Source organism: Treponema sp. OMZ 788 (assembly GCF_024181245.1).
In the GTDB taxonomy this organism is placed as follows: Bacteria; Spirochaetota; Spirochaetia; order Treponematales; family Treponemataceae; genus Treponema_B.
This window is the reverse complement of record NZ_CP051199.1, coordinates 389,096-407,721: the sequence shown is the minus strand read 5'-3', so window position 1 is coordinate 407,721 and position 18,626 is coordinate 389,096. Positions and strand designations below refer to the sequence as shown.

General features: G+C 38.9%; 16 protein-coding genes, 1 pseudogene and 1 riboswitch. Of the genes and pseudogenes, 8 read left to right on the top strand and 9 right to left on the bottom strand.

The window, feature by feature from the left end:
- The first annotated feature begins 230 nt into the window (after positions 1-230).
- The 4 genes from E4O00_RS01840 to E4O00_RS01825 all read left to right on the top strand — a co-directional run bounded on the left by E4O00_RS01840 (position 231) and on the right by E4O00_RS01825 (position 4,439).
- Positions 231-2,099, top strand: a complete 1,869-nt coding sequence (locus E4O00_RS01840) for a Piwi domain-containing protein (RefSeq protein ID WP_253678315.1) — start codon at positions 231-233, stop codon at positions 2,097-2,099.
- A 9-nt stretch (positions 2,100-2,108) separates the two neighbouring features.
- On the top strand, positions 2,109-3,155 hold the full coding sequence (locus tag E4O00_RS01835; protein WP_253678314.1) for an SIR2 family protein: 1,047 nt from the start codon (positions 2,109-2,111) through the stop codon (positions 3,153-3,155).
- Between the two features lie 40 nt (positions 3,156-3,195).
- A complete protein-coding gene (locus tag E4O00_RS01830; protein ID WP_253678313.1) occupies positions 3,196-3,813 on the top strand; it encodes a nucleoid-associated protein in 618 nt (205 codons plus the stop codon).
- Between the two features lie 176 nt (positions 3,814-3,989).
- Positions 3,990-4,439: a GNAT family N-acetyltransferase gene (locus E4O00_RS01825; protein WP_253678312.1), complete on the top strand. Its 450-nt coding sequence runs from the start codon at positions 3,990-3,992 to the stop codon at positions 4,437-4,439.
- A 209-nt stretch (positions 4,440-4,648) separates the two neighbouring features.
- Here the strand turns inward: E4O00_RS01825 and E4O00_RS01820 are convergent, their stop codons facing one another.
- A complete protein-coding gene (locus tag E4O00_RS01820; protein ID WP_253678311.1) occupies positions 4,649-5,119 on the bottom strand; it encodes a hypothetical protein in 471 nt (156 codons plus the stop codon).
- Between the two features lie 9 nt (positions 5,120-5,128).
- Positions 5,129-5,653 carry a hypothetical protein gene (locus tag E4O00_RS01815; protein WP_253678310.1) on the bottom strand — a complete coding sequence of 175 codons (525 nt, stop codon included), beginning with the start codon at positions 5,651-5,653 and terminating at the stop codon, positions 5,129-5,131.
- 110 nt (positions 5,654-5,763) lie between these two features.
- Between E4O00_RS01815 and E4O00_RS01810 the strand changes: the two genes are divergently transcribed.
- Together E4O00_RS01810 and E4O00_RS01800 are read left to right on the top strand one after the other, a co-directional pair.
- The gene (locus E4O00_RS01810; protein WP_253678309.1) at positions 5,764-8,019 is read left to right on the top strand and encodes an ATP-dependent helicase; all 2,256 of its coding nucleotides are present in this window, start codon (positions 5,764-5,766) and stop codon (positions 8,017-8,019) included.
- Between the two features lie 66 nt (positions 8,020-8,085).
- Positions 8,086-9,316, top strand: a pseudogene (locus E4O00_RS01800) (aminopeptidase).
- Between the two features lie 8 nt (positions 9,317-9,324).
- Here E4O00_RS01800 and E4O00_RS01795 read toward each other — a convergent pair.
- From E4O00_RS01795 to flgF, 3 genes are read right to left on the bottom strand one after another with little or no spacing between them, the layout of a single operon-like run.
- Positions 9,325-9,963: a rod-binding protein gene (locus tag E4O00_RS01795; protein WP_253678306.1), complete on the bottom strand. Its 639-nt coding sequence runs from the start codon at positions 9,961-9,963 to the stop codon at positions 9,325-9,327.
- A 53-nt stretch (positions 9,964-10,016) separates the two neighbouring features.
- On the bottom strand, positions 10,017-10,811 hold the full coding sequence (gene flgG, locus E4O00_RS01790) for a flagellar basal-body rod protein FlgG (protein WP_253678305.1): 795 nt from the start codon (positions 10,809-10,811) through the stop codon (positions 10,017-10,019).
- Positions 10,812-10,825: 14 nt separating this feature from the next.
- Entirely contained in the window at positions 10,826-11,638 is an 813-nt protein-coding gene (gene flgF / locus E4O00_RS01785; protein WP_253678304.1) for a flagellar basal-body rod protein FlgF, read from the bottom strand.
- A gap of 269 nt (positions 11,639-11,907) precedes the next feature.
- Between flgF and E4O00_RS01780 the strand changes: the two genes are divergently transcribed.
- Complete coding sequence (locus E4O00_RS01780) at positions 11,908-12,768, top strand: flagellin N-terminal helical domain-containing protein (RefSeq protein ID WP_253678303.1); 861 nt, start codon at positions 11,908-11,910, stop codon at positions 12,766-12,768.
- Between the two features lie 100 nt (positions 12,769-12,868).
- On the opposite strand, the gene E4O00_RS01775 is transcribed toward E4O00_RS01780, so the two are convergent.
- The 3 genes from E4O00_RS01775 to E4O00_RS01765 are packed head-to-tail and all read right to left on the bottom strand — an operon-like array spanning position 12,869 to position 15,324.
- Entirely contained in the window at positions 12,869-13,573 is a 705-nt protein-coding gene (locus E4O00_RS01775) for an orotate phosphoribosyltransferase (protein ID WP_253678302.1), read from the bottom strand.
- A gap of 11 nt (positions 13,574-13,584) precedes the next feature.
- Positions 13,585-14,463, bottom strand: a complete 879-nt coding sequence (locus E4O00_RS01770) for an NAD(P)-dependent oxidoreductase (protein WP_253678301.1) — start codon at positions 14,461-14,463, stop codon at positions 13,585-13,587.
- 24 nt (positions 14,464-14,487) lie between these two features.
- A complete protein-coding gene (locus E4O00_RS01765) occupies positions 14,488-15,324 on the bottom strand; it encodes a formate/nitrite transporter family protein (protein ID WP_253678300.1) in 837 nt (278 codons plus the stop codon).
- A 109-nt stretch (positions 15,325-15,433) separates the two neighbouring features.
- Positions 15,434-15,622, top strand: a riboswitch (cobalamin riboswitch).
- Between the two features lie 313 nt (positions 15,623-15,935).
- Between E4O00_RS01765 and E4O00_RS01760 the strand changes: the two genes are divergently transcribed.
- The gene (locus E4O00_RS01760; RefSeq protein ID WP_253678299.1) at positions 15,936-17,177 is read left to right on the top strand and encodes a Glu/Leu/Phe/Val family dehydrogenase; all 1,242 of its coding nucleotides are present in this window, start codon (positions 15,936-15,938) and stop codon (positions 17,175-17,177) included.
- Here the strand turns inward: E4O00_RS01760 and E4O00_RS01755 are convergent.
- The gene (locus E4O00_RS01755; protein ID WP_253678298.1) at positions 17,174-18,607 is read right to left on the bottom strand and encodes an MGH1-like glycoside hydrolase domain-containing protein; all 1,434 of its coding nucleotides are present in this window, start codon (positions 18,605-18,607) and stop codon (positions 17,174-17,176) included. The two genes, E4O00_RS01760 and E4O00_RS01755, sit on opposite strands and share 4 nt — an antisense overlap.
- Positions 18,608-18,626 lie beyond the last annotated feature (19 nt).

The window sequence follows — 18,626 nt, the reverse complement described above, 5'->3', positions numbered from 1 at the left end:
AATTCGAGTTGATTGTTCCGGCGAAACACATACACCGTTTTATCCTACCGATCACTGCGGCGTTTTACGGCTTCTTACTGTGCAAGCCGCTCCTATTGAAGAGCAGATACTTGCACTACAGAAAATCGAAACCTACGAAGCCGCCATCACCGCCGCAAAATCGGTACTGTCCGTTTGTGCGGATAAGAAAAAAATGATATTGGAGAAGTGGTTGTAGGGGGGAGGAGAATATGGAAAAAGACTTACAGATAAATATTTTAACTCTTAAAAATTCAGATTTTAGATTTCATCTATATTCTAAAAGTTATAAACAATATGAGAAAAACTCATCTTTATACTTTACAAGAATAAATAATGAAATATTTGGAGTCTCGTATAATGAATATACAGATTTTGAAAAGAAAGAATATATTTCATTTGATAATACAGAATTGACGAAATGGTATTTATTCAATTTAATTAAAGATAATTGTAGAAAGCATAATATTAGATTTTATGCTTTTGAAAAATTTAATTATCATGTTGATATAGAATTATGTAGGAATGATGAATTAGGGCAGGAAGTAATTACAGTAGCACCAACTTATTTAAATTCTAAAAAAAAGTTTGGATTTATTTTAAATTACAGGTTTATTAAAAATAAAGGAGTTGGATTTTCTAAAGAAGTTCAAATAAAAAGTCTATCTTTAGACATTAACGGTAACGAAAATAAAAACTATTATATTGATAAGTATCAAAAAATAAATAATTTTATCAAGAAAAATTTTTCTTCAATATTTTCTTTTAATGATATTTTAGTTGAAAACACTTTCGAAACTATTGTATCTAATACTTTACAAACAAAACAATATCAATTTAGAAATTCACAGATAGAAAATTCTCAGTTTCAAGGAATTAAAAAATTCGGGCCATATATACCTATTGATATAATACAACCATCTCCTAAAATTTGTTTTATCTACATAAGTAATGAAAAAAATTATGCTCATAAATTATATTTTGCATTGGAAGGTAAGACATTCTCTACATTTTCAGGAATGGAGAAAATGTTTCATTTTCCATTAAATGAAAATACAGTTACCGGAAAATCGATTGAAAATTACTCTGTCGAATCTATAAAAGAAATCATAAAAAAAATAAAAGAAGAACATCCGCTTAATTTCATAGTACCTATTTTGATAGTACCGTGGTCTAAAGAAAATGCATCAGAAGAACAGAAAGAATTATATTATAAATTAAAACACCTTTTTCTAACAAATAAAATGCCAAGTCAATTTATTAGTATTAATAAAATTACTAATGATAATATATTAAAATGGGCTATATCCAGTTTAGCAATTCAGATATTTTCAAAACTTGGTGGAAGTCCGTGGGTGGTAACCCCTAAAACTTCAAATTGCTTGATTATAGGGATCGGTCAGACATACCAAAGAGATCAAAATTCTAATATTCAAAAATTTTTCTCATATTCGATTTTAACAGATACAACTGGATTATTCAAAGGAATAAAAATATTGGCAAATACGAACAATAAAGATGATTATGCTGATAACTTATCAAAATCATTAAAAGACATAGTTAATAATTATACAAATGAATATAATACTTTTGTTATTCATACATCCTTCAGAATGAACAACAAAGATATAAAAACAATTAAAAAAACACTTGATGAAATCAAACATCAAAGAGATATAACATTAGCCATTTTACGATTTGATGATAATCATAATTATTTATGCTTTGATAAATCCTTTAATAGTTTAGTTCCTCTTGAAAGTTCAGAAGTCAGTTTGTCATATTCAAAATATCTTATTTGGTTTGAAGGTCAACAGTATGGTCAATATACCATTCGTCATAGAATAGGTGCTCCTGTAAAAATCAGTGTTGATTATCCAAGTGATATAAATTCAGAAAAAATTAATAATTATTTACAAGATGCTATAAATTTATCCGGAGCAAACTGGAGAGGGTTTAATGCAAAGTCAATACCTATCTCTTTGTTATATGCTGAGTTAATTAGTCACTTTATTTCAGCTTTTGACAAATATAATTTAGCGCAAATAAATATTGAAAACCTAACTCCTTGGTTTTTATAAGAGGCATATATGTTGCAATCTGATAGTTTTATTTTTTTATTGGGGGCTGGAGCTAGTTATGATGCAAAAATACCCGTTTCTTCAAAAATGATTGAATGTGTTGAAGAGTTACTAGTAAATAACGAATCATGGAAACAATATAAAGATTTGTACTATTGTATAAAAAGCGGAATAATTAATGCAGCAGGAATAACAGGAAATTTTTCATCAAATGTAGTTAATATAGAAACACTTGTAAATACAATGGATGAATTACTGAAAAGCTATGAACATCCCTTATATCCTTTTATTGGCTCATGGATTCCACGATTAAATGAAGTTTGCGGTAATAAATTCGATATTATAAAAAAATTTAAATTTCATATACTTGAAAAACTTTGTACTGATTGGACAAAGTGTGAACATGCAGAAGACTATGTTTATTACAAAAATTTCTACAGATTACAACAAGAATATAATTATCCTATTTCTATTTTTTCATTAAATTATGATTTATGTCTTGAAAATGCTATCGATAAATCAAATGTCCAACGAGGTTTTGGATCAGGTCATTTATGGAATTGGGAAAATTTAGACGCTGAAAAAAATATTGAAGAACCGATTAGGTTGTATAAATTACATGGTTCTATTGATTGGAAAAAAACGAATACAGGTGAAGTAGAAGAATCTGGAAAAATTTTACCTGAAGAAACTGCAATAATTTTTGGCACTGCTTATAAGTTGCAATATTTAGATCCTTTTTTATTTTTGGTTAATGTATTTAGAAAAAAGACATTAGACAATAACACAAAAACTATATTTTGTATTGGATATAGCTTTAATGACGAGCATATTAATGGTATTATAGCACAAGCTCTAAAAAAAGATAAAAACAAACGGATTATTTCTATTTCGCCCGTAAAGGATGAAGAATCAGAAAAAAAAAGAATAGAAAAAAGAAATAAAGATATAGCAGGACGAATAACCTTTATTCCCGAAACTGCAAAAAGTTGGTTAGAGTCTATAACATGTCAAGAAATAGAAACCCATGTAAAATCAGATGATGTTCCATTTTAATTAAAATATGTTCAAAATACTGCCTTTTGAAAAGATATATTTGTACAAAATACTGCATAATGCTTATTACAAAGCGAAAAAGGTATCAATATTAAAAAACTGGATAAGGGCTGTATTATTTTTTAACAAGGAACGGGAAACAGGTTATGTGGTTGCGGTAGTAGATAATGCCGGAAAAGGAGTTGAAACCCGTTATTGGATTGATGATTTTTTGCATATCCGCCGCCGGAAAAATGCGTATACCAATACACAAAACCTTATGACCTTAACAAAAAACTTTATTACACAAGAAATGCCTAAAGAATTTGAGGTTTCAAAAGCCGACCAAATTGAGCTTTTAAATAAATCTTTGTCTTTTTTCAAAGACAAAGATGAGTTTGATATCAACGATTTTACCAACGAAGTTATGAGTGAGCCTGAGACAATCGAAAAATTTCGGCAGTATAAAAAACGCAGCGAAGATGAAAGCGGTATTTCAGTAGACAATCAATTTCAGGTTTCAGAAGCGGCTCGAAAGAAGCAGCAAAGGTCATTCAAACGGGTTATTCAACTCGATAAAAAAATTCAAATCGTTATTTCAGGTAACCGCCAAAACGTTGAACAAGGTACGGATAAAAAAGGTAAGTTTTATAAGGTGTATTACAGCGAAGAAGAGTAAGCTGCCTAAATTACAGCTATAATTGCCGGGACATGATAAACTCCTCATTATCCTAAAACTATTTTGAAAAAACAGGAATTATTATTTCGGTCAGCCGTAAAACATCGGTTTTGTTTATGTCTTTGGCTGCCATGCCGAAAATAGGAATTGATAGAAGTAGATGAATGGGGATGTTAATGAAGATAGAACGCTTAACTGAAAATAATGTTGATTTATACCTTGAATATCTAAAAAAAGCTATGTCTCTTGAACCGAATTTGATGGTTGCGGAATACATAGATGAAATAGGAATTCGAAATAGAGTTCGCGATGATTTTTACATGAATACTACATCGTTACTTGCTATAGTTGATAATAGTGTAGTAGGCAGAATTGAATATCATTTTTATGGATGTATGCAAGATGGTTACCGGATGGCATATGTAGATTGGATTTATGTGTTACCTGAGTTCAGACATCAAGGCATAGCACGGCAGTTGTTCGAGGAATTTGAAAAAGATTGTATAAAGAATAGGATAAATCAGTTTTATTTGATAAGAGCAACTAACAGCAATGCAGATAAGTTTTATTGCAGTTTTGAAGGCGTCTCTTTCAGCGAAGCCCCCTTGTTGCGAAAAGATTTATAGACTTGCACAGTTTGTGCCTCAACAGCTCTGTCTTGATAACTAATTCTGATTCACATATCATAAAGGAAGCTGCTTTGATACCGCAACCCAATTAAGCATATAATCAACAACCCCGACACAGAGCGTCGGGGTTGTTGATTCAGCGCACCTCTTTTCAGAATGTTCCGTATAAGGACGGGCTAATCGGTTTTGACTTTACGTCCGCTAACTTAGGTCAAATCTTCAAACTTATAGGTTTCTTCAGCTGTGCTAAAATAATAATTATAGGTTTTAAAATTTTCAACACTTATTTCCTGCTTGGACGGACCGTAAGTGGTGGTAACGCGCCTATACAATATACCGGGGCGTGTTTTTGAAAAACTCGACTCTACAATATGAGTGCCGGGCGTAACATAAAAGCCTCTATTTAGTTTTTCCGTAAAGAACAAGGGATAATCCCCATCGACGGAAATGATTGTAAGAGAATGAAAAGCCGCAGCAGCCATTTTAACTGTCGAGTTTGTTTTATTTATATAAACTTTTACCGCATTGGGGTTTTCTTTTAACCATGTGCTTACGCGGTTTTTTTGCCCTTTCATTTTTAACAGTATAAAAACCATGTACACAATAAATAATATCGGTATGACAAAAAAATACCACGCTGTACCCGCCGAGCCGAGAGTTTTTATAGTTTCTTCCATTTTTTTCTCCTAGTTTGATTTATCCTGTTCTTTTTCTATTTTGGTAACCGAATCGCCAATATTTAAATCTTCAAGCATTTTTTCAAATTGGTAGCGGCCTAAAAGTTCACAGTCCACCTTTTTTTCCTGCCCGCCGTTTTGCGTGATGTACAAAAAACAGGATGTGCTTATCGCCATCCCCCCGCTTCGGGGAACTTGCGTTATAATTTCGGCTCTAAGAGAAATTTCATCGCGGTTAAACGTAGTACTTGTTTTGCCCTGCTTTACAGTCAGTGTACTGTCGCTTACTTCGATAGAAATAATATTTCCTATAATTACAAGCCATGCATAGGCTGCAAGCACAGCAAGGAAAACAACGGCAGCAAGCAGAGTATTTTTTAATACAAACTCCGTTATCAGCGCAATAAAAAATGCAGCCGCCAAACCATAAAGACAATTTAGTAAAATTCGATGTAACTTTGTTTTATATATGTTGTTCATGGAAAGATTATAGTATGTTTTATTTATGCTGTCAAGATATTTTATCTTAACCATAAAAAGAACTCCATATCTTTCCCTTGTACAATCCATAAAAACGTGCTACAATGCAAAACCTGAAAAAAATTTGTTTAGCTAAAAGGTTTTTGATTTTTGGGAGGATTGTTTTGGCTCAACCGGATTATTTAAACATTCTAAATGAAGAACAGCTTGAGGCTGTTAAGCATCAGGGTTCGCCCCTTTTGATTCTTGCGGGGGCGGGTTCAGGAAAGACCCGGGTTATAACCACAAAGATTGCATATCTTATTGCCGAACACAATATCGAGCCTGAACGTATCCTCGCCGTAACATTTACAAATAAGGCAGCCAAAGAAATGTCCGAAAGAGCTTCTCATCTTGATAAGAGGGCGGAAAGAGCAATGCTCCGCACCTTTCATTCCTTCGGAGCGTGGATCTTACGCATGTATGCGGAATGGGCAGGGCTTTCACATAATTTTACAATCTATGATGACGATGATGCCCTTTCTCTTTTGGTACAAGCCTCCCCTGGTCTTACAAAAAATGCGGCCCGAGGCATCATCAAAAAAATTTCGCGGGCAAAGGATTATTGCCTTCTCCCCGATGATCCGCTCTTGCAGGAAATTGATCCTAACCCTGAGTTTGCAAAAATCTACGGCGAATATCAAAAGAGATTAAAAGAAACAGGAAATGTAGACTTCGGGGATCTTATCATGATTCCCGTTATGCTCTTAAAAGAAAACCCGCAAATCAGAGCCTCTCTTCAAAACCGTTTTTCTGTAATCATGGTCGATGAATATCAGGACTCGAACATTGCCCAATTCGAATTCTTAAAAGTTCTCACGGGAGAAAACACTTACATCTGCGTAGTGGGAGATGACGACCAATCGATCTACCGTTTCCGCGGAGCCGAGGTTCAAAACATATTGACATTTGCCGATACCTTTAAAAACACGAAGATAATAAGGCTTGAAAAAAACTACCGTTCATACTCGGAAATTCTTGCAGTCGCAGATTCCGTCGTAAAAAAGAATACGGGCCGTCTCGGTAAAACCCTCGTCGCCGAAAGAGGCAAGGGGGAAAAGCCTCACATTTATTTTTTACCCAATCAGGAAACCGAAGCGGAACTTTGTGCCCGTCTCATATCGAAGGATGTTGAAAACGGAGGGGCCTATTCCGACTGGGCTGTCTTGTACAGGACTAACGCCCAATCCTTAAATTTTGAAACGGATTTTTTACACAAAAAAATTCCATATCAGGTTATAGGAACCTTAAAATTTTATGAGCGTGAAGAAATAAAGGATGCCCTCGCAGTCCTTGCCATTATCTCAAACGGAAGGGATGAGGTAGCCCTGAGGCGCATAATAAATAAGCCCGCCCGCGGCGTGGGAGAAATCACCCAAAAAAAACTCATCGATCTTTCAAGAGAACTTATGTTTTCTAAAAAACGCGATGAACTCGGACTTGAATCCAAGGACGACTATATATCGGCCATGTCCGCCCTTTTGGATTCGGCCTCCCTCACAAAAAAAGCCAAGGAGGGCTTAAAAAATTTTTTAAACACCATAAAAGAATTACGCACCATAATAGAAGCAGGCGACATCTTTTTTAAAAAAGAAGAACCTAAGGGTGAAGGCTTGGCACCTTTTATATATGAGATTTTAAAACAATCGGGCTTTGCCGAATACTACGAATCGGTTGACTCGGCTTCAGGCACCCAAAAGACTGCAAACTTAAACGAACTTGCAAACACGGCCTCTCTTTACGATTTTTCGGTAAAGGGCCTAAACGAATTTTTAGAGCACATCGAACTGGATAGAAGCCTTGCCGACAGCGATGAGCAAAAAGATTCCGTCAACCTCATCACCATTCATAACACAAAGGGTTTGGAATTTAAAAACGTAATTATCACGGGGCTTGAAACGGGAGTCTTCCCCCGCGATAACGGAAACTTTGATGAGCTTGAAGAAGAAAGAAGACTCATGTACGTAGCCTGCACACGTGCAAAGGATGCCCTCTACATGACAAGCTGCGCCTCGCGCCGCCTTTACGGAAGCCTCACCTTTACCCAGCCCAGCCGCTTTATCTTCGAAATAGATCAAAGCCTTGTAAACATCTCCGAATCCTCATCTTCTTATTCAAGTTTTTCAGGTTCATCTTTTTCAAACGGCTTCGGAAAACAAATCAATCCTGAAAATTTCGGCACAAAAAAAGAAGATCATCCCCTCCTTTCCGTATGGAAGAAGGGAGAAAAAATTTACCATGACGATTACGGCTACGGGGTAATAGTAAAGGCCGATGCTTCAAGCGGAGAACTCGTAGTAAATGTCCAATTTGAAACCGGCCTTATAAAACGCTTTATGCCCGAATATCAGGCAAACGATATGACAATAATAAAAGATTAATTTTATTTACTTTTTTTTATATTTATGTTAAAGTACCCAATGTACAACTATTCATTGGAGGACTTTATGGATTTTAAACGCAATATCGAAAAATATGTTGAGCTTATTTTAAAGGTCGGCCTTAATATACAAAAGGGCGACGGAATTTTTGTGCTTGTAAACGAACACTCAATCGGCATGGTTCGGGAAGTTACAAGGCAGGCTTATAAAATGGGAGCTAAAGATGTCATCTATGATTTTTCGGATGATGAGATGACCCTTGCCCGCTATGCCTACGGCGACGAAGGCATTTTTAAGGAAATGCCCAAATTTAAAATAGACTACATGGAGGCAGCCTACAAAAATAACTATCACCGCCTTGCCATAGTAGCCGACAATCCTGAGCTCTTAAAAAATGCCGATGCAAAAAAAAGTTTCGGAATGGAATAAGACAAGGGCAATAGCCTCAAAACCCATAATGAAATACACAATGGAAAACCATGTAAAGTGGTGCGTTGCTGCCCACCCTACTCCGGCCTGGGCAAAATCGGTCTTTCCCGAATTACCTGAAGATCAAGCCCTTGTCAAACTTTGGGAAAAGGTTTTCGATGCAACAAGGGTCAGCATGGACGATCCTGTTGCCGCATGGAAAGAGCACGATGCAGCCTTAAAAAAGCATCAAAACTTTTTAAACGAAATAGCCTTTGAAAAGCTTTTATACAAGGGCCCGGGAACAGACTTGGAAGTCTATCTCACCGAAGGCCACCTCTGGGTAGGAGGCTCAGGCAAGAGCACCCGAGGCGATGTCTTTATGGCCAATATCCCAACCGAGGAAGTCTTTTCAATGCCTCATGCCTTTAAGGTAAACGGAACCCTCAAAGCCACAAAGCCCTTGGCCGCCAGAGGAAGAATTATCGACGATTTTCATTTTACATTTAAGGACGGAAAGGTTGTAGACTTCGATGCCAAGGAAGGGAAGGATGTACTTCAATCCCTCTTAGATTCAGATGAGGGCGCAAGCCGATTAGGTGAGGCCGCTCTGGTCGCAGATGATTCCCCCATCAGCAACACGGGAGTTCTTTTTAAAAACACCCTCTTTGACGAAAATGCCTCCTGCCATTTTGCAATAGGAAATGCCTACAGCGAAAACATAAAAGGCGGGGCAGACTTTTCGGATGAAGACAAGAAAAAAATAGGAATGAACAATTCTATAATTCATGTAGACTTCATGGTAGGAGGACCAGAGCTTTCGGTTATAGGCGTTAAAAAAGATGGAACCCAGGTTCAAATCCTAAAAAACGGAAACTGGGCTATATAATTGGAAATCTACCTTGCTCCTGAAAGTTCCAGATAGATTTGATCGGCTAGGCCGAAGCCGGCGTTTTTGGTCATGCTTCGGCCGAGTTCATCATACATCATATCTTGGTACATCTTTCCTGCAAAGGATTCGTCCCCTGCAAGGGTTTTACCCGACAAGGTGCTGCGCATTGAGTCGAGCATTATTTTTACAAAGTAGGATTCAAATTCAAGGGCCTGCTCATAAAGCTTACTGGTTCTGTCAATCGAGTATTTTGAGTGAACCTTTTCGCCCGATTTTCCAAAAGAAGAGGCCATGCCTTGAACCTCCCTGTGAGTATCGGCCGGAACGGGATTTTCTATCTTCATGGATTTTAAAATATCGCCGGGAAGGCGGGTATCAAAGAGAGCTGTTTTTTCATGTGCAGACTCTCCGCTGCTTTTTAAGTTTGAAAAATCCGAAAGTCCCGTTTTTAGGCCTGAGACGGAAGAAGATGTTTCTCCCTGGATATTCGAAATAATGGAAGAAGCTCTTTCGGTTCCTCTTAAGGCCTCAAGCATTTCAGTAAAATTTTGTTGAGATTTTCCCGATGCATGGATTTTATTTATCGAAGAATTTTTTATTTTCTCCATTCCCGCTTGATTTATTTGTATTTTGTTTACTTCCATCTTCTGCCCTCCCAAGTCTTAGCTAAAATTTATCTTTAAGCTTCAATATAAACTTATCGTTTTAAGCTTACCGCAGTACCGAGCATATTGTCGCTTGTCTGAATGGCTTTAGAGTTAAACTCATAAGCTCTTTGAGCTACAATCATGTTTACCATTTCGCTTACGGTTGAAACATTTGACATTTCCAAAAACTTGTGCTCGGTTTTTCCGAAACCGCTAAAGCCGGGGCGGCCGGGAATAGCAGCACCTGAGGCAGGAGTCTGCCTAAAAAGGTTTGACCCCTCGGCTGAAAGGCCTGCATTATTTTGGAAGCGGTAAAGCTCTATCTGTCCTACCTCGATAGGATCGTCTATGTCGCCGACCTTAACGGTAACACGTCCGTCCCTGCTGACAGTAATCGTATTCTCACGATAACCTTCAGGAAAGATGATTTCGGGCAAGACACGCAAACCGTTTGAGGTTACAAGCTGGCGGTCTCTATCAATCTTAAAAGAACCGTCCCTTGTGTAAGCATAGGTTCCGTCATATTGAAGAACTCTAAAAAAGCCTTCACCCTGAATGGCTATATCGCTTGTTACTCCCGTATTTTGTAAAGAGCCTTGTTCAAATATTCTTTGGGTAGCGGCAAGCCTTGCACCATGCCCCATCTGCACTCCTACCGGGGTGATTGTGTCTTCTGTAGCAGGAGTTCCTGCAGTCTTTACCGTCTGATATATGAGGTCTTCAAATTCAGCCCTCTGCTTTTTAAAACCGCTTGTATTTACGTTTGCCAAGTTGTTTGCAACTGTGTCGATATTTGCCTGCTGCGTGTTCATGCCTGTTGCGGCTGTCCATAAACTTCTAACCATAATTTACCTCCCATCTACCTTTTAACTGCTTCGTTCCATAGCTTGGCCATCATTGTATCTTCGGCCTGAATGGATTTTTGATTAGCCTCATAGGCCCTGTTTACTTCTATCATTCTAACCATTTCGTTTACTACATTTACATTTGATGCCTCTATAAAGCCCTGAATTACAACCGGACGGGACGGGCCCTCGGCAGCAATGGCCTTACCGGAAAGAGGTGTATCCAAGTAAAAGCTTGAGCCGTTTTTACTCAAATATCTGTCGTTTTCAAATTCAACAATTTTTAAGCGGTCCAAATAAACGGAATCGCTTTCTGGTTGGGTGATGGGGCGAACATAGATTTGTCCGTCTTGATTAATCTTATATTCCATGTCCTGTAAAAAGAGGCGGCCGTTTTCTCCCATAACAGGATAGCCTTCCTTGGTCATAAGATAGCCTTCAACTCCGACCATGAAATTTCCGTTGCGGGTATATTTTTCGCCGTAAGGTGTTTCAATAGCAAAAAAGCCCCGCCCTTCCAATGCCAAGTCGGCGGGCGAGCTTGTCTGTTTTAAAGAGCCTTGTTCAAACTCGGTAAAAATCTCGTTAGTTTCAACGCCTAGCCCCAGTTTTCCTATAATAGGAGCTATGTCTGATGAGCCGAAGGGATTTTTTATAACTCCGTCATCGTTCAATCTTCTTAAAAGTAATTCGGGAAAAGACTTTTGAACGGAAACATCCCTTTTAAAACTAGTCGTGTCCAAGTTAGCCAAATTGTTTGAAATAACATCCAGCTGACGCTGCTGTGCAAGCATTCCGCTCGCCGCAGTATACCAACCTCTTACCATATAACCACCTCTTGTTTATCATACCTTTTACTATATGATTTTCGGCATACTAAGATTTTCTTTTAGAAAAAAATAATGTAAAATTCCTTTATAAAATTTTCAACTTTTTTCTTAAGTCTTTTTTTAGTTCTCCGATAAATGAACTAAGCACAGCTTAAATTTTAATGTGCTTCCGTCTTCTGCGGAACGACAGAGGATCCAGAAATGACATATCGGCAGGGATGCCGCGGGAATTAATAATTGCCGAAAATCACCAAAGGAGTAGGAATATGATCATTAATCACAACATGAGCGCTATGTTTTCACAAAGAACATTGGGTCACACCCATGTAATGAACCAAAAAAACATAGAAAAACTTTCTTCAGGTTTACGTATTAACCGAGCGGGCGATGATGCATCCGGTTTGGCAGTATCAGAAAAAATGAGAAGCCAGATTCGCGGTTTGAACCAAGCAAGTGCCAACGCACAGAACGGCATTTCTTTTATTCAAGTTGCGGAAGCCTTCCTTCAGGAAACTACAGATGTTATCCAGAGAATCCGCGAGCTCAGCGTTCAGTCTTCCAACGGTATTTACTCGGCAGAAGACAGATTGTATGTTCAGGTTGAAGTATCTCAGCTTATCGCTGAAATCGACCGAATTGCAAGCCACGCACAGTTCAATGGTATGAATATGCTTACCGGAAGATTTGCTCAAGAGACCGGAGAAAATACCGTAACTGCTTCTATGTGGTTCCATATCGGTGCCAACATGGATCAGAGAACAAGAGCTTACATTGGAACAATGACAGCTAAGGCTCTCGGCGTTCGCAATGTCGGGGATGAATCGATTATGAGCATCGAAACCCCCGAAACAGCTAACCGTGCTATCGGTACCCTTGATGAAGCTATCAAGAAGATCAACAAGCAAAGAGCTGACCTTGGTGCATACCAGAACAGACTCGAGCTCACTGTTGTAGGTATCAATATCGCAGCAGAAAACCTCCAAGCCTCCGAATCACGAATCCGTGATGTAGACATGGCTAAGGAGATGGTAGACTATACCAAAAACCAGATTCTCACACAGTCCGGTACAGCAATGCTTGCACAGGCAAATCAGGCAACTCAGAGTGTCATGACACTGTTAAGGTAAGCTGTAAACAGTTTGACGGAAAAGCGGTTCTAACAAGAACCGCTTTTTTTTATTTATCCGTCCTTATTTGAATTTGGTGTTAAGATAATAAAAATATTTTTTAAACTTTGGGAAAGCCGTGTTTTTCTCCCCAAGCGAAGGGATCAAGCCTCCACTCGGCCAAGCTCTTTTTATTTTCTCCGCTTATATAATTTTGCTTTACGGCCTCATCCAGCATAATATCGTAGTTTAAAATAGTAACCGGAATACACGGAGGATTCAGCTCTTCAAAGGCTTTTTCGGCTTCTGTCAATCCGTAAGAAAAAATAGCAAAACAAAAGGGCACCTTTCCGTTTGCATTACGCACGGCCTCAACGGCTTTTATGGAGCTTCCCCCTGTCGAAATTAAATCTTCAACAACAAGAACTCCAGCACCTTTATAATCGGGATCGGCACCCAAGCCCTCGATTTGATTTTTTAAGCCGTGATCCTTTCCGCCTGAGCGCACATAGGAAACGCTTTTTTGCAGGAGGTCGCCTAAGCTTACGGAATGAGGGATGCCGGCAGTGGCAGTTCCTGCAAGCCATTCGGGATCGAAGTCAACTGCCTTTAAAAGTTCCGCAAAGGCCTCGGCTATAGCACGGCGCATTTCCGGCTTGGCCAAAAAGCGGCGGTTGTCGTTATAAATGGGCATACGGTAGCCTGATGCCCAAGTAAAGGGGGCATTGGGGGACAGCTTTAAGGCACCAAGCTCAAAAGCTGATTTAGCAAGAATGGGTCCGTATTTTTTTTGAACCTCTTTGATTTTTTGTTCATCTTTGTGCATAAAATTTTCCTTTAAATGGTTTTATAGTATTCGTAGATGGCCTGCGTCCCTTTTTCGGCATAGCCTTCTTCATTCATCTTGTTAAAGAAATTTTGTGCAAGTTCCAAAACCGGAATATGCAATTTTAGTTCTTTTGCAACATTTAAGGTTATGTTTAAATCCTTTAAAAAGTGTTTAATGTAAAAGCCGGGAGCAAAGTCCTTTTGAAGCATCTTAGGCCCGTTGTTTAAAATCTGCCAACTTCCCGCAGCTCCGCCTCCGATGGCGGAAAGCATTTTTTGTGGATCAAGACCCGCGGCCTCCGCATAGCAGACGGCTTCGACCGTACCGAAAAGGTTTGCAGCTACAGCTATTTGGTTCGCCATCTTGGTATGCTGCCCTGCTCCTGCCCCTCCCTGCAAGGCCCAAGTTTTTCCCATGCAGGCAAAAAATGGTTCAAGCTCTTTAAAGGCAGATTCATCTCCTCCGGCCATAATCGAAAGGGTTCCGTTTTTAGCCCCTATGTCTCCGCCCGAAACGGGAGCATCAACCGAAAAACATTCTTTTTTCTTTGCCTCATCGTAAATCTTTTTTGCCAAGATCGGACTTGAAGTCGTCATATCTACAAAGATTGTTCCGGGCTTTGCAGTTTTTAATAAACCCTTTTCTCCGAAATATGTTTGTTCAACATCTTGCGGATAGCCGACAATGGTAAAGATGATTTTACAGTTGGGTGCAAGACTTGCAGGGTCATCATACCAACGTGCACCCTTTGAAAGAATCTCTTCGGCAGATTTTTTTGTGCGCGTAAAAACGTGCATCTTGGCACCGGCAGCCCTTAATCTTTCGGCCATGCTTTTTCCCATAACACCCAGGCCTATAAAGCCTACATCACAATTTTCTACTTTCATATTAAATTCCTTAATTTATAAAAATTATTTTTTCTTATAGCAAATCCAATAAAAAGTTCCGACAAAAAAGGCTCCGCCTATTATGTTACCGAGAGTAACGGGAATCAAATTGTTTACAAAAAAGGCAGCCCAATTTATATTTGCAAGAGCCTCGGCAGAAAGACCGGAGGCAGCTGCATAGGCCGGAACGCTTTTCGCTAAAATGCCTGCGGGGATATAGTACATGTTTGCAACACTGTGCTCAAAGCCCGAAGTTATAAAAAGCCAAATCGGAAAAAAAGCGGCAAGCAGCTTTCCTGTCATATCCTTAGCCCCGTAACAAAGCCAAACGGCAAGACAAACAAGCCAGTTACACATAATGCCTAAAAAAACAGCCTGTACAAAAGAAAGCGAAACCTTCCCGTAAGCGATTTTTACCGTCATCCCGCCCAAAAGGTTTCCGCCGCTTGAAAGCTGTCCGCTTTTTACGATTAAAAAAGCAAGAAAAACGGAACCGATAAAATTCCCAATATAAACTGCAAGCCAGTTTTTCAGCATTGCAGAAACTTTTACCTTTTTTTCTAAAACGCCTGCAATTATCAAGTTGTTTCCCGTAAAGAGCTCGGCCCCTGCAAGGAGGACAAGCATAAGCCCTACAGGAAAGATAAGGCCTGCAACAAATTTTCCAAGCCCGTAAGTTTCAGGCTTGGCAAAGAGCCCGAAGGCGGCCATATTAGAGCCTTCCGAAGCAAAGGCTATAAACGCTCCAGCCAAAAAACCTAATAAAAGCAGCTTCCACACAGGAGTCGAAGCCTTTGCAATACCCTTTTGCACCGTAACTTCCAAGATCTCGGCCGGATCACAATACATTTTTTCAGACATACACTCACCTCCAACGAATCGATTATATCATAGAATATAGTATTTTTCAATTGACAATATCGATTTTGGTATCTTGACATATTTTTTATAAAAGTATACAATTAGTTTAAATAACGGTTTCGGTCTTGGTGCCCCTTTTAGCTAAGGGGTGAAAAGGGAATCAGGTGAAAGTCCTGAGCAGTCCGGCTGACGTAAGTGAGAGAGTTGTTTTTCAAGTATGCCACTGGTTTATTCCGGGAAGGCGAAAATCAATGATGACCTCCGAGCCGTAAGACCTGCCAAAGACTGTAAGGGTAAGATGTAAGTTTTACCCATGCTGTACTCTGCTTGGACTCATGAGCTGCAGCAAAATTTATCGTGTTAATCATATTTATGTCCTCTATTGCTCCTTGGGCTTTTGAAGATTTTGTCAAGTTTTCTTCGTTTTAGCCTTGAGTACATCTGATTGATACCCTTGGATGTACATTTTGAGGATACCGGATATCCCTTGCGGACCGAAATCGTTTTTCTTTTTTTAAGTTAAAAATTTAAATTTCCCCTGTTAATAACTTTCACAAGAAAACATTTTAATGTATAATTCCTCATAAACTGTTTTAAATTAGAGGAAATTTATGGCAAGTACATACGAAAAACTTTTAAGCACGGTCAAGGAAGCCGCACATACGGCTAATCTTGCAGAAAATGATTACATATCCCTTTTAAGCCCTGAGCGAGAAATGCATATTTCTATACCGGTAAAAATGGATAACGGAAAAATCAAGGTTTTTAAGGGATACAGGGTTCAGCATTCTACATTGCGAGGTCCTGCAAAGGGAGGCATCAGATTCCATCAAGATGTAAATATCGATGAGGTTCGCTCCCTTGCCGCGTGGATGACATTTAAATGTGCTGTTGTCGATATTCCATACGGAGGAGGAAAAGGCGGAATCTGCGTAACACCTTCTCATCTTTCCGAAACTGAGCTTGAAAAGCTGACAAGGGGTTACACAAGGCGTATTGCATCTTTTATAGGGCCCAAGACGGATATTCCGGCCCCGGATGTCGGAACAAATGCAAGGGTAATGGCATGGATAGCGGATACCTACAGTACTTATGCCGGAGAATTCAGTCCCGCAGTAGTTACGGGAAAACCGCTTCCACTCGGAGGCTCTAAGGGAAGAGTAGAAGCCACAGGCCGCGGAGTGCTTTTTGCAACAAGAGAAATTTTAAAAAAACTTAATAAGAGCTTAAAAGATCAAAGCATAGCCATTCAAGGTCTTGGAAATGTAGGCGGAACAGCAGCAGATCTTTTTTATAAGAACGGAGCAAAAATAATAGCTGTAAGCGATGCAAGCGGAGGCATATACAGTGAAAAAGGCTTAGACATTCCTCAAATTCTTAAACACAAAAAGACGGGAAAAAAACTCGATTCTTTTGAAGGAGATTTTAAAAGAATAACCAATCAAGAATTATTGGAGCTAAAAACCGATATTTTAATCCCATCGGCCTTAGAGAATCAAATTACCGAAAAAAATGCAGCCAATATTAAAGCATCGATAATAGTCGAAGCCGCAAACGGCCCTGTAACTACTGAAGCCGATAGAATTCTAGAAAAAAATAACATTATCTGCGTGCCTGATGTCCTTGCCAATTCGGGAGGTGTAATCGTCTCATATTTTGAATGGGTACAAAACCTTCAAGGCCTTTATTGGACCGAAGAAGAAGTAAACAACCGCCTTGAAAATAAAATGATTGAAGCCTTTAGACTGGTATGGGATGTAAAAGAAACTTATAACGTGAGCATGAGAAAGGCAGCCTATATTAAGGCCTTAAAAGAGCTTGTAGAAACTCAAAAGGCCTTGAATATAATTTAAAGCTTATCTATCAGCATTGAACATTTGCCTGACGGAATCGGAAGAGTCTTTTTCTTTTCGTTTAAGATATTTATGGTAAAGTAATAGAGCTTTTCGCTTTCCATATGGATTTCCCATCCCCTCTGACTTTTGGATGAAAGAATGGTGATCAGGTTCCGTTTAAGGCTTAAATTTTCTATACCCATGACTTCAAGATTAGGTACAGTCCAGTTTACAGTCTTACGCGGAAGACTTATCGAAAGGCCGATAACATTTTCGATCATCAGGCTGATTGTAGAAAGACCGACGCTGACCAGATACTGCTTACGCGGAAAAGCAGGTTTTCCCTTCCATTGGGCGGGGCCTTCCTTTACAGGAGAATAAGCCTCCCATAAAAAGCCTTGTTTTTTGGAATTTCCTGCAGGAGAAAGGGTTTCAAGCACATAGTAAAGGTGCCTTATAACACATTCTCGTGCTATCTCCCAGCGGTTATACTTTTCCAAGCCCTTTACTACAACAAAGTTCAAAATTGGGAAGACGCTGCCGCAGGCACCGTTTCCGTTTTCATCATATTCAGGCTCATCGGCAGCAAGACTTGGAAATGGATGGTCCACACCGAAGGTTTTAGGGTTGGATAGGTGTTCCACCAAATGAGCGGCCTTATCCTCATTGGGAATTTCGGCAAGCATGGGCCAAAAACCGGCAAGGGTCTTTTTCTTTATCTGATTGCCTTCAGCATCAAGATCATAATAAAAACCGTCTTCATCATTCCACATCATGGAATTGATTCTGGTTTTTATGGTAAAATACATCCTTTTATACTGAAAATCTATTTCCTTGTCGTTAAGGATATCGCCCAAGGCAGACATATAAAGGGCGTTTACGGCAAGAGCCGAGTTAAAATCCGTTAAAAAAACGGCCTCTTTTCGCGGAGTATTAGGCATATTGACTGTTTCAAGAGGACTTTTGTACAAGCCGTTATGCGACTTAAACATTTTGTCGATCCAGTTCATGTACTTGATCAAAACAGGCATAATATCTTTTACACGCTTTTTGTTTCCTGTTTTATGATAAATATTGTACTCGGCCCATGCAAATAAGGGCATTCCAAGACCTTCGGGATTGTCCCTTTTTAAAACCGGTTCCTTTGAATCAAAATCATATCTATTGCGTATAGCTCCGTTTTCTTCCTGCCGATCATAAAAAAAATCAAGAGCAGAATTCGGCGTATAATTTTTATTAGAATAAACAAAGAAAAAAGAAGAAAATATAGTTTCATATTGATTTAAAAAATTGCCTTCTGCCTCCGGATAGATAAAAAAACCCTCGGTACCCTGTTTACCGTCGCCTGCTGAATGCCAAAAATCATGAACCAAAGCCCATGTTCTATCATAAATGTCCACGAAATCTTGATCGTAAAAATGAACACGCGGAAAATCTCTTTTATTCACCTTAACTCCTTAATTTTTT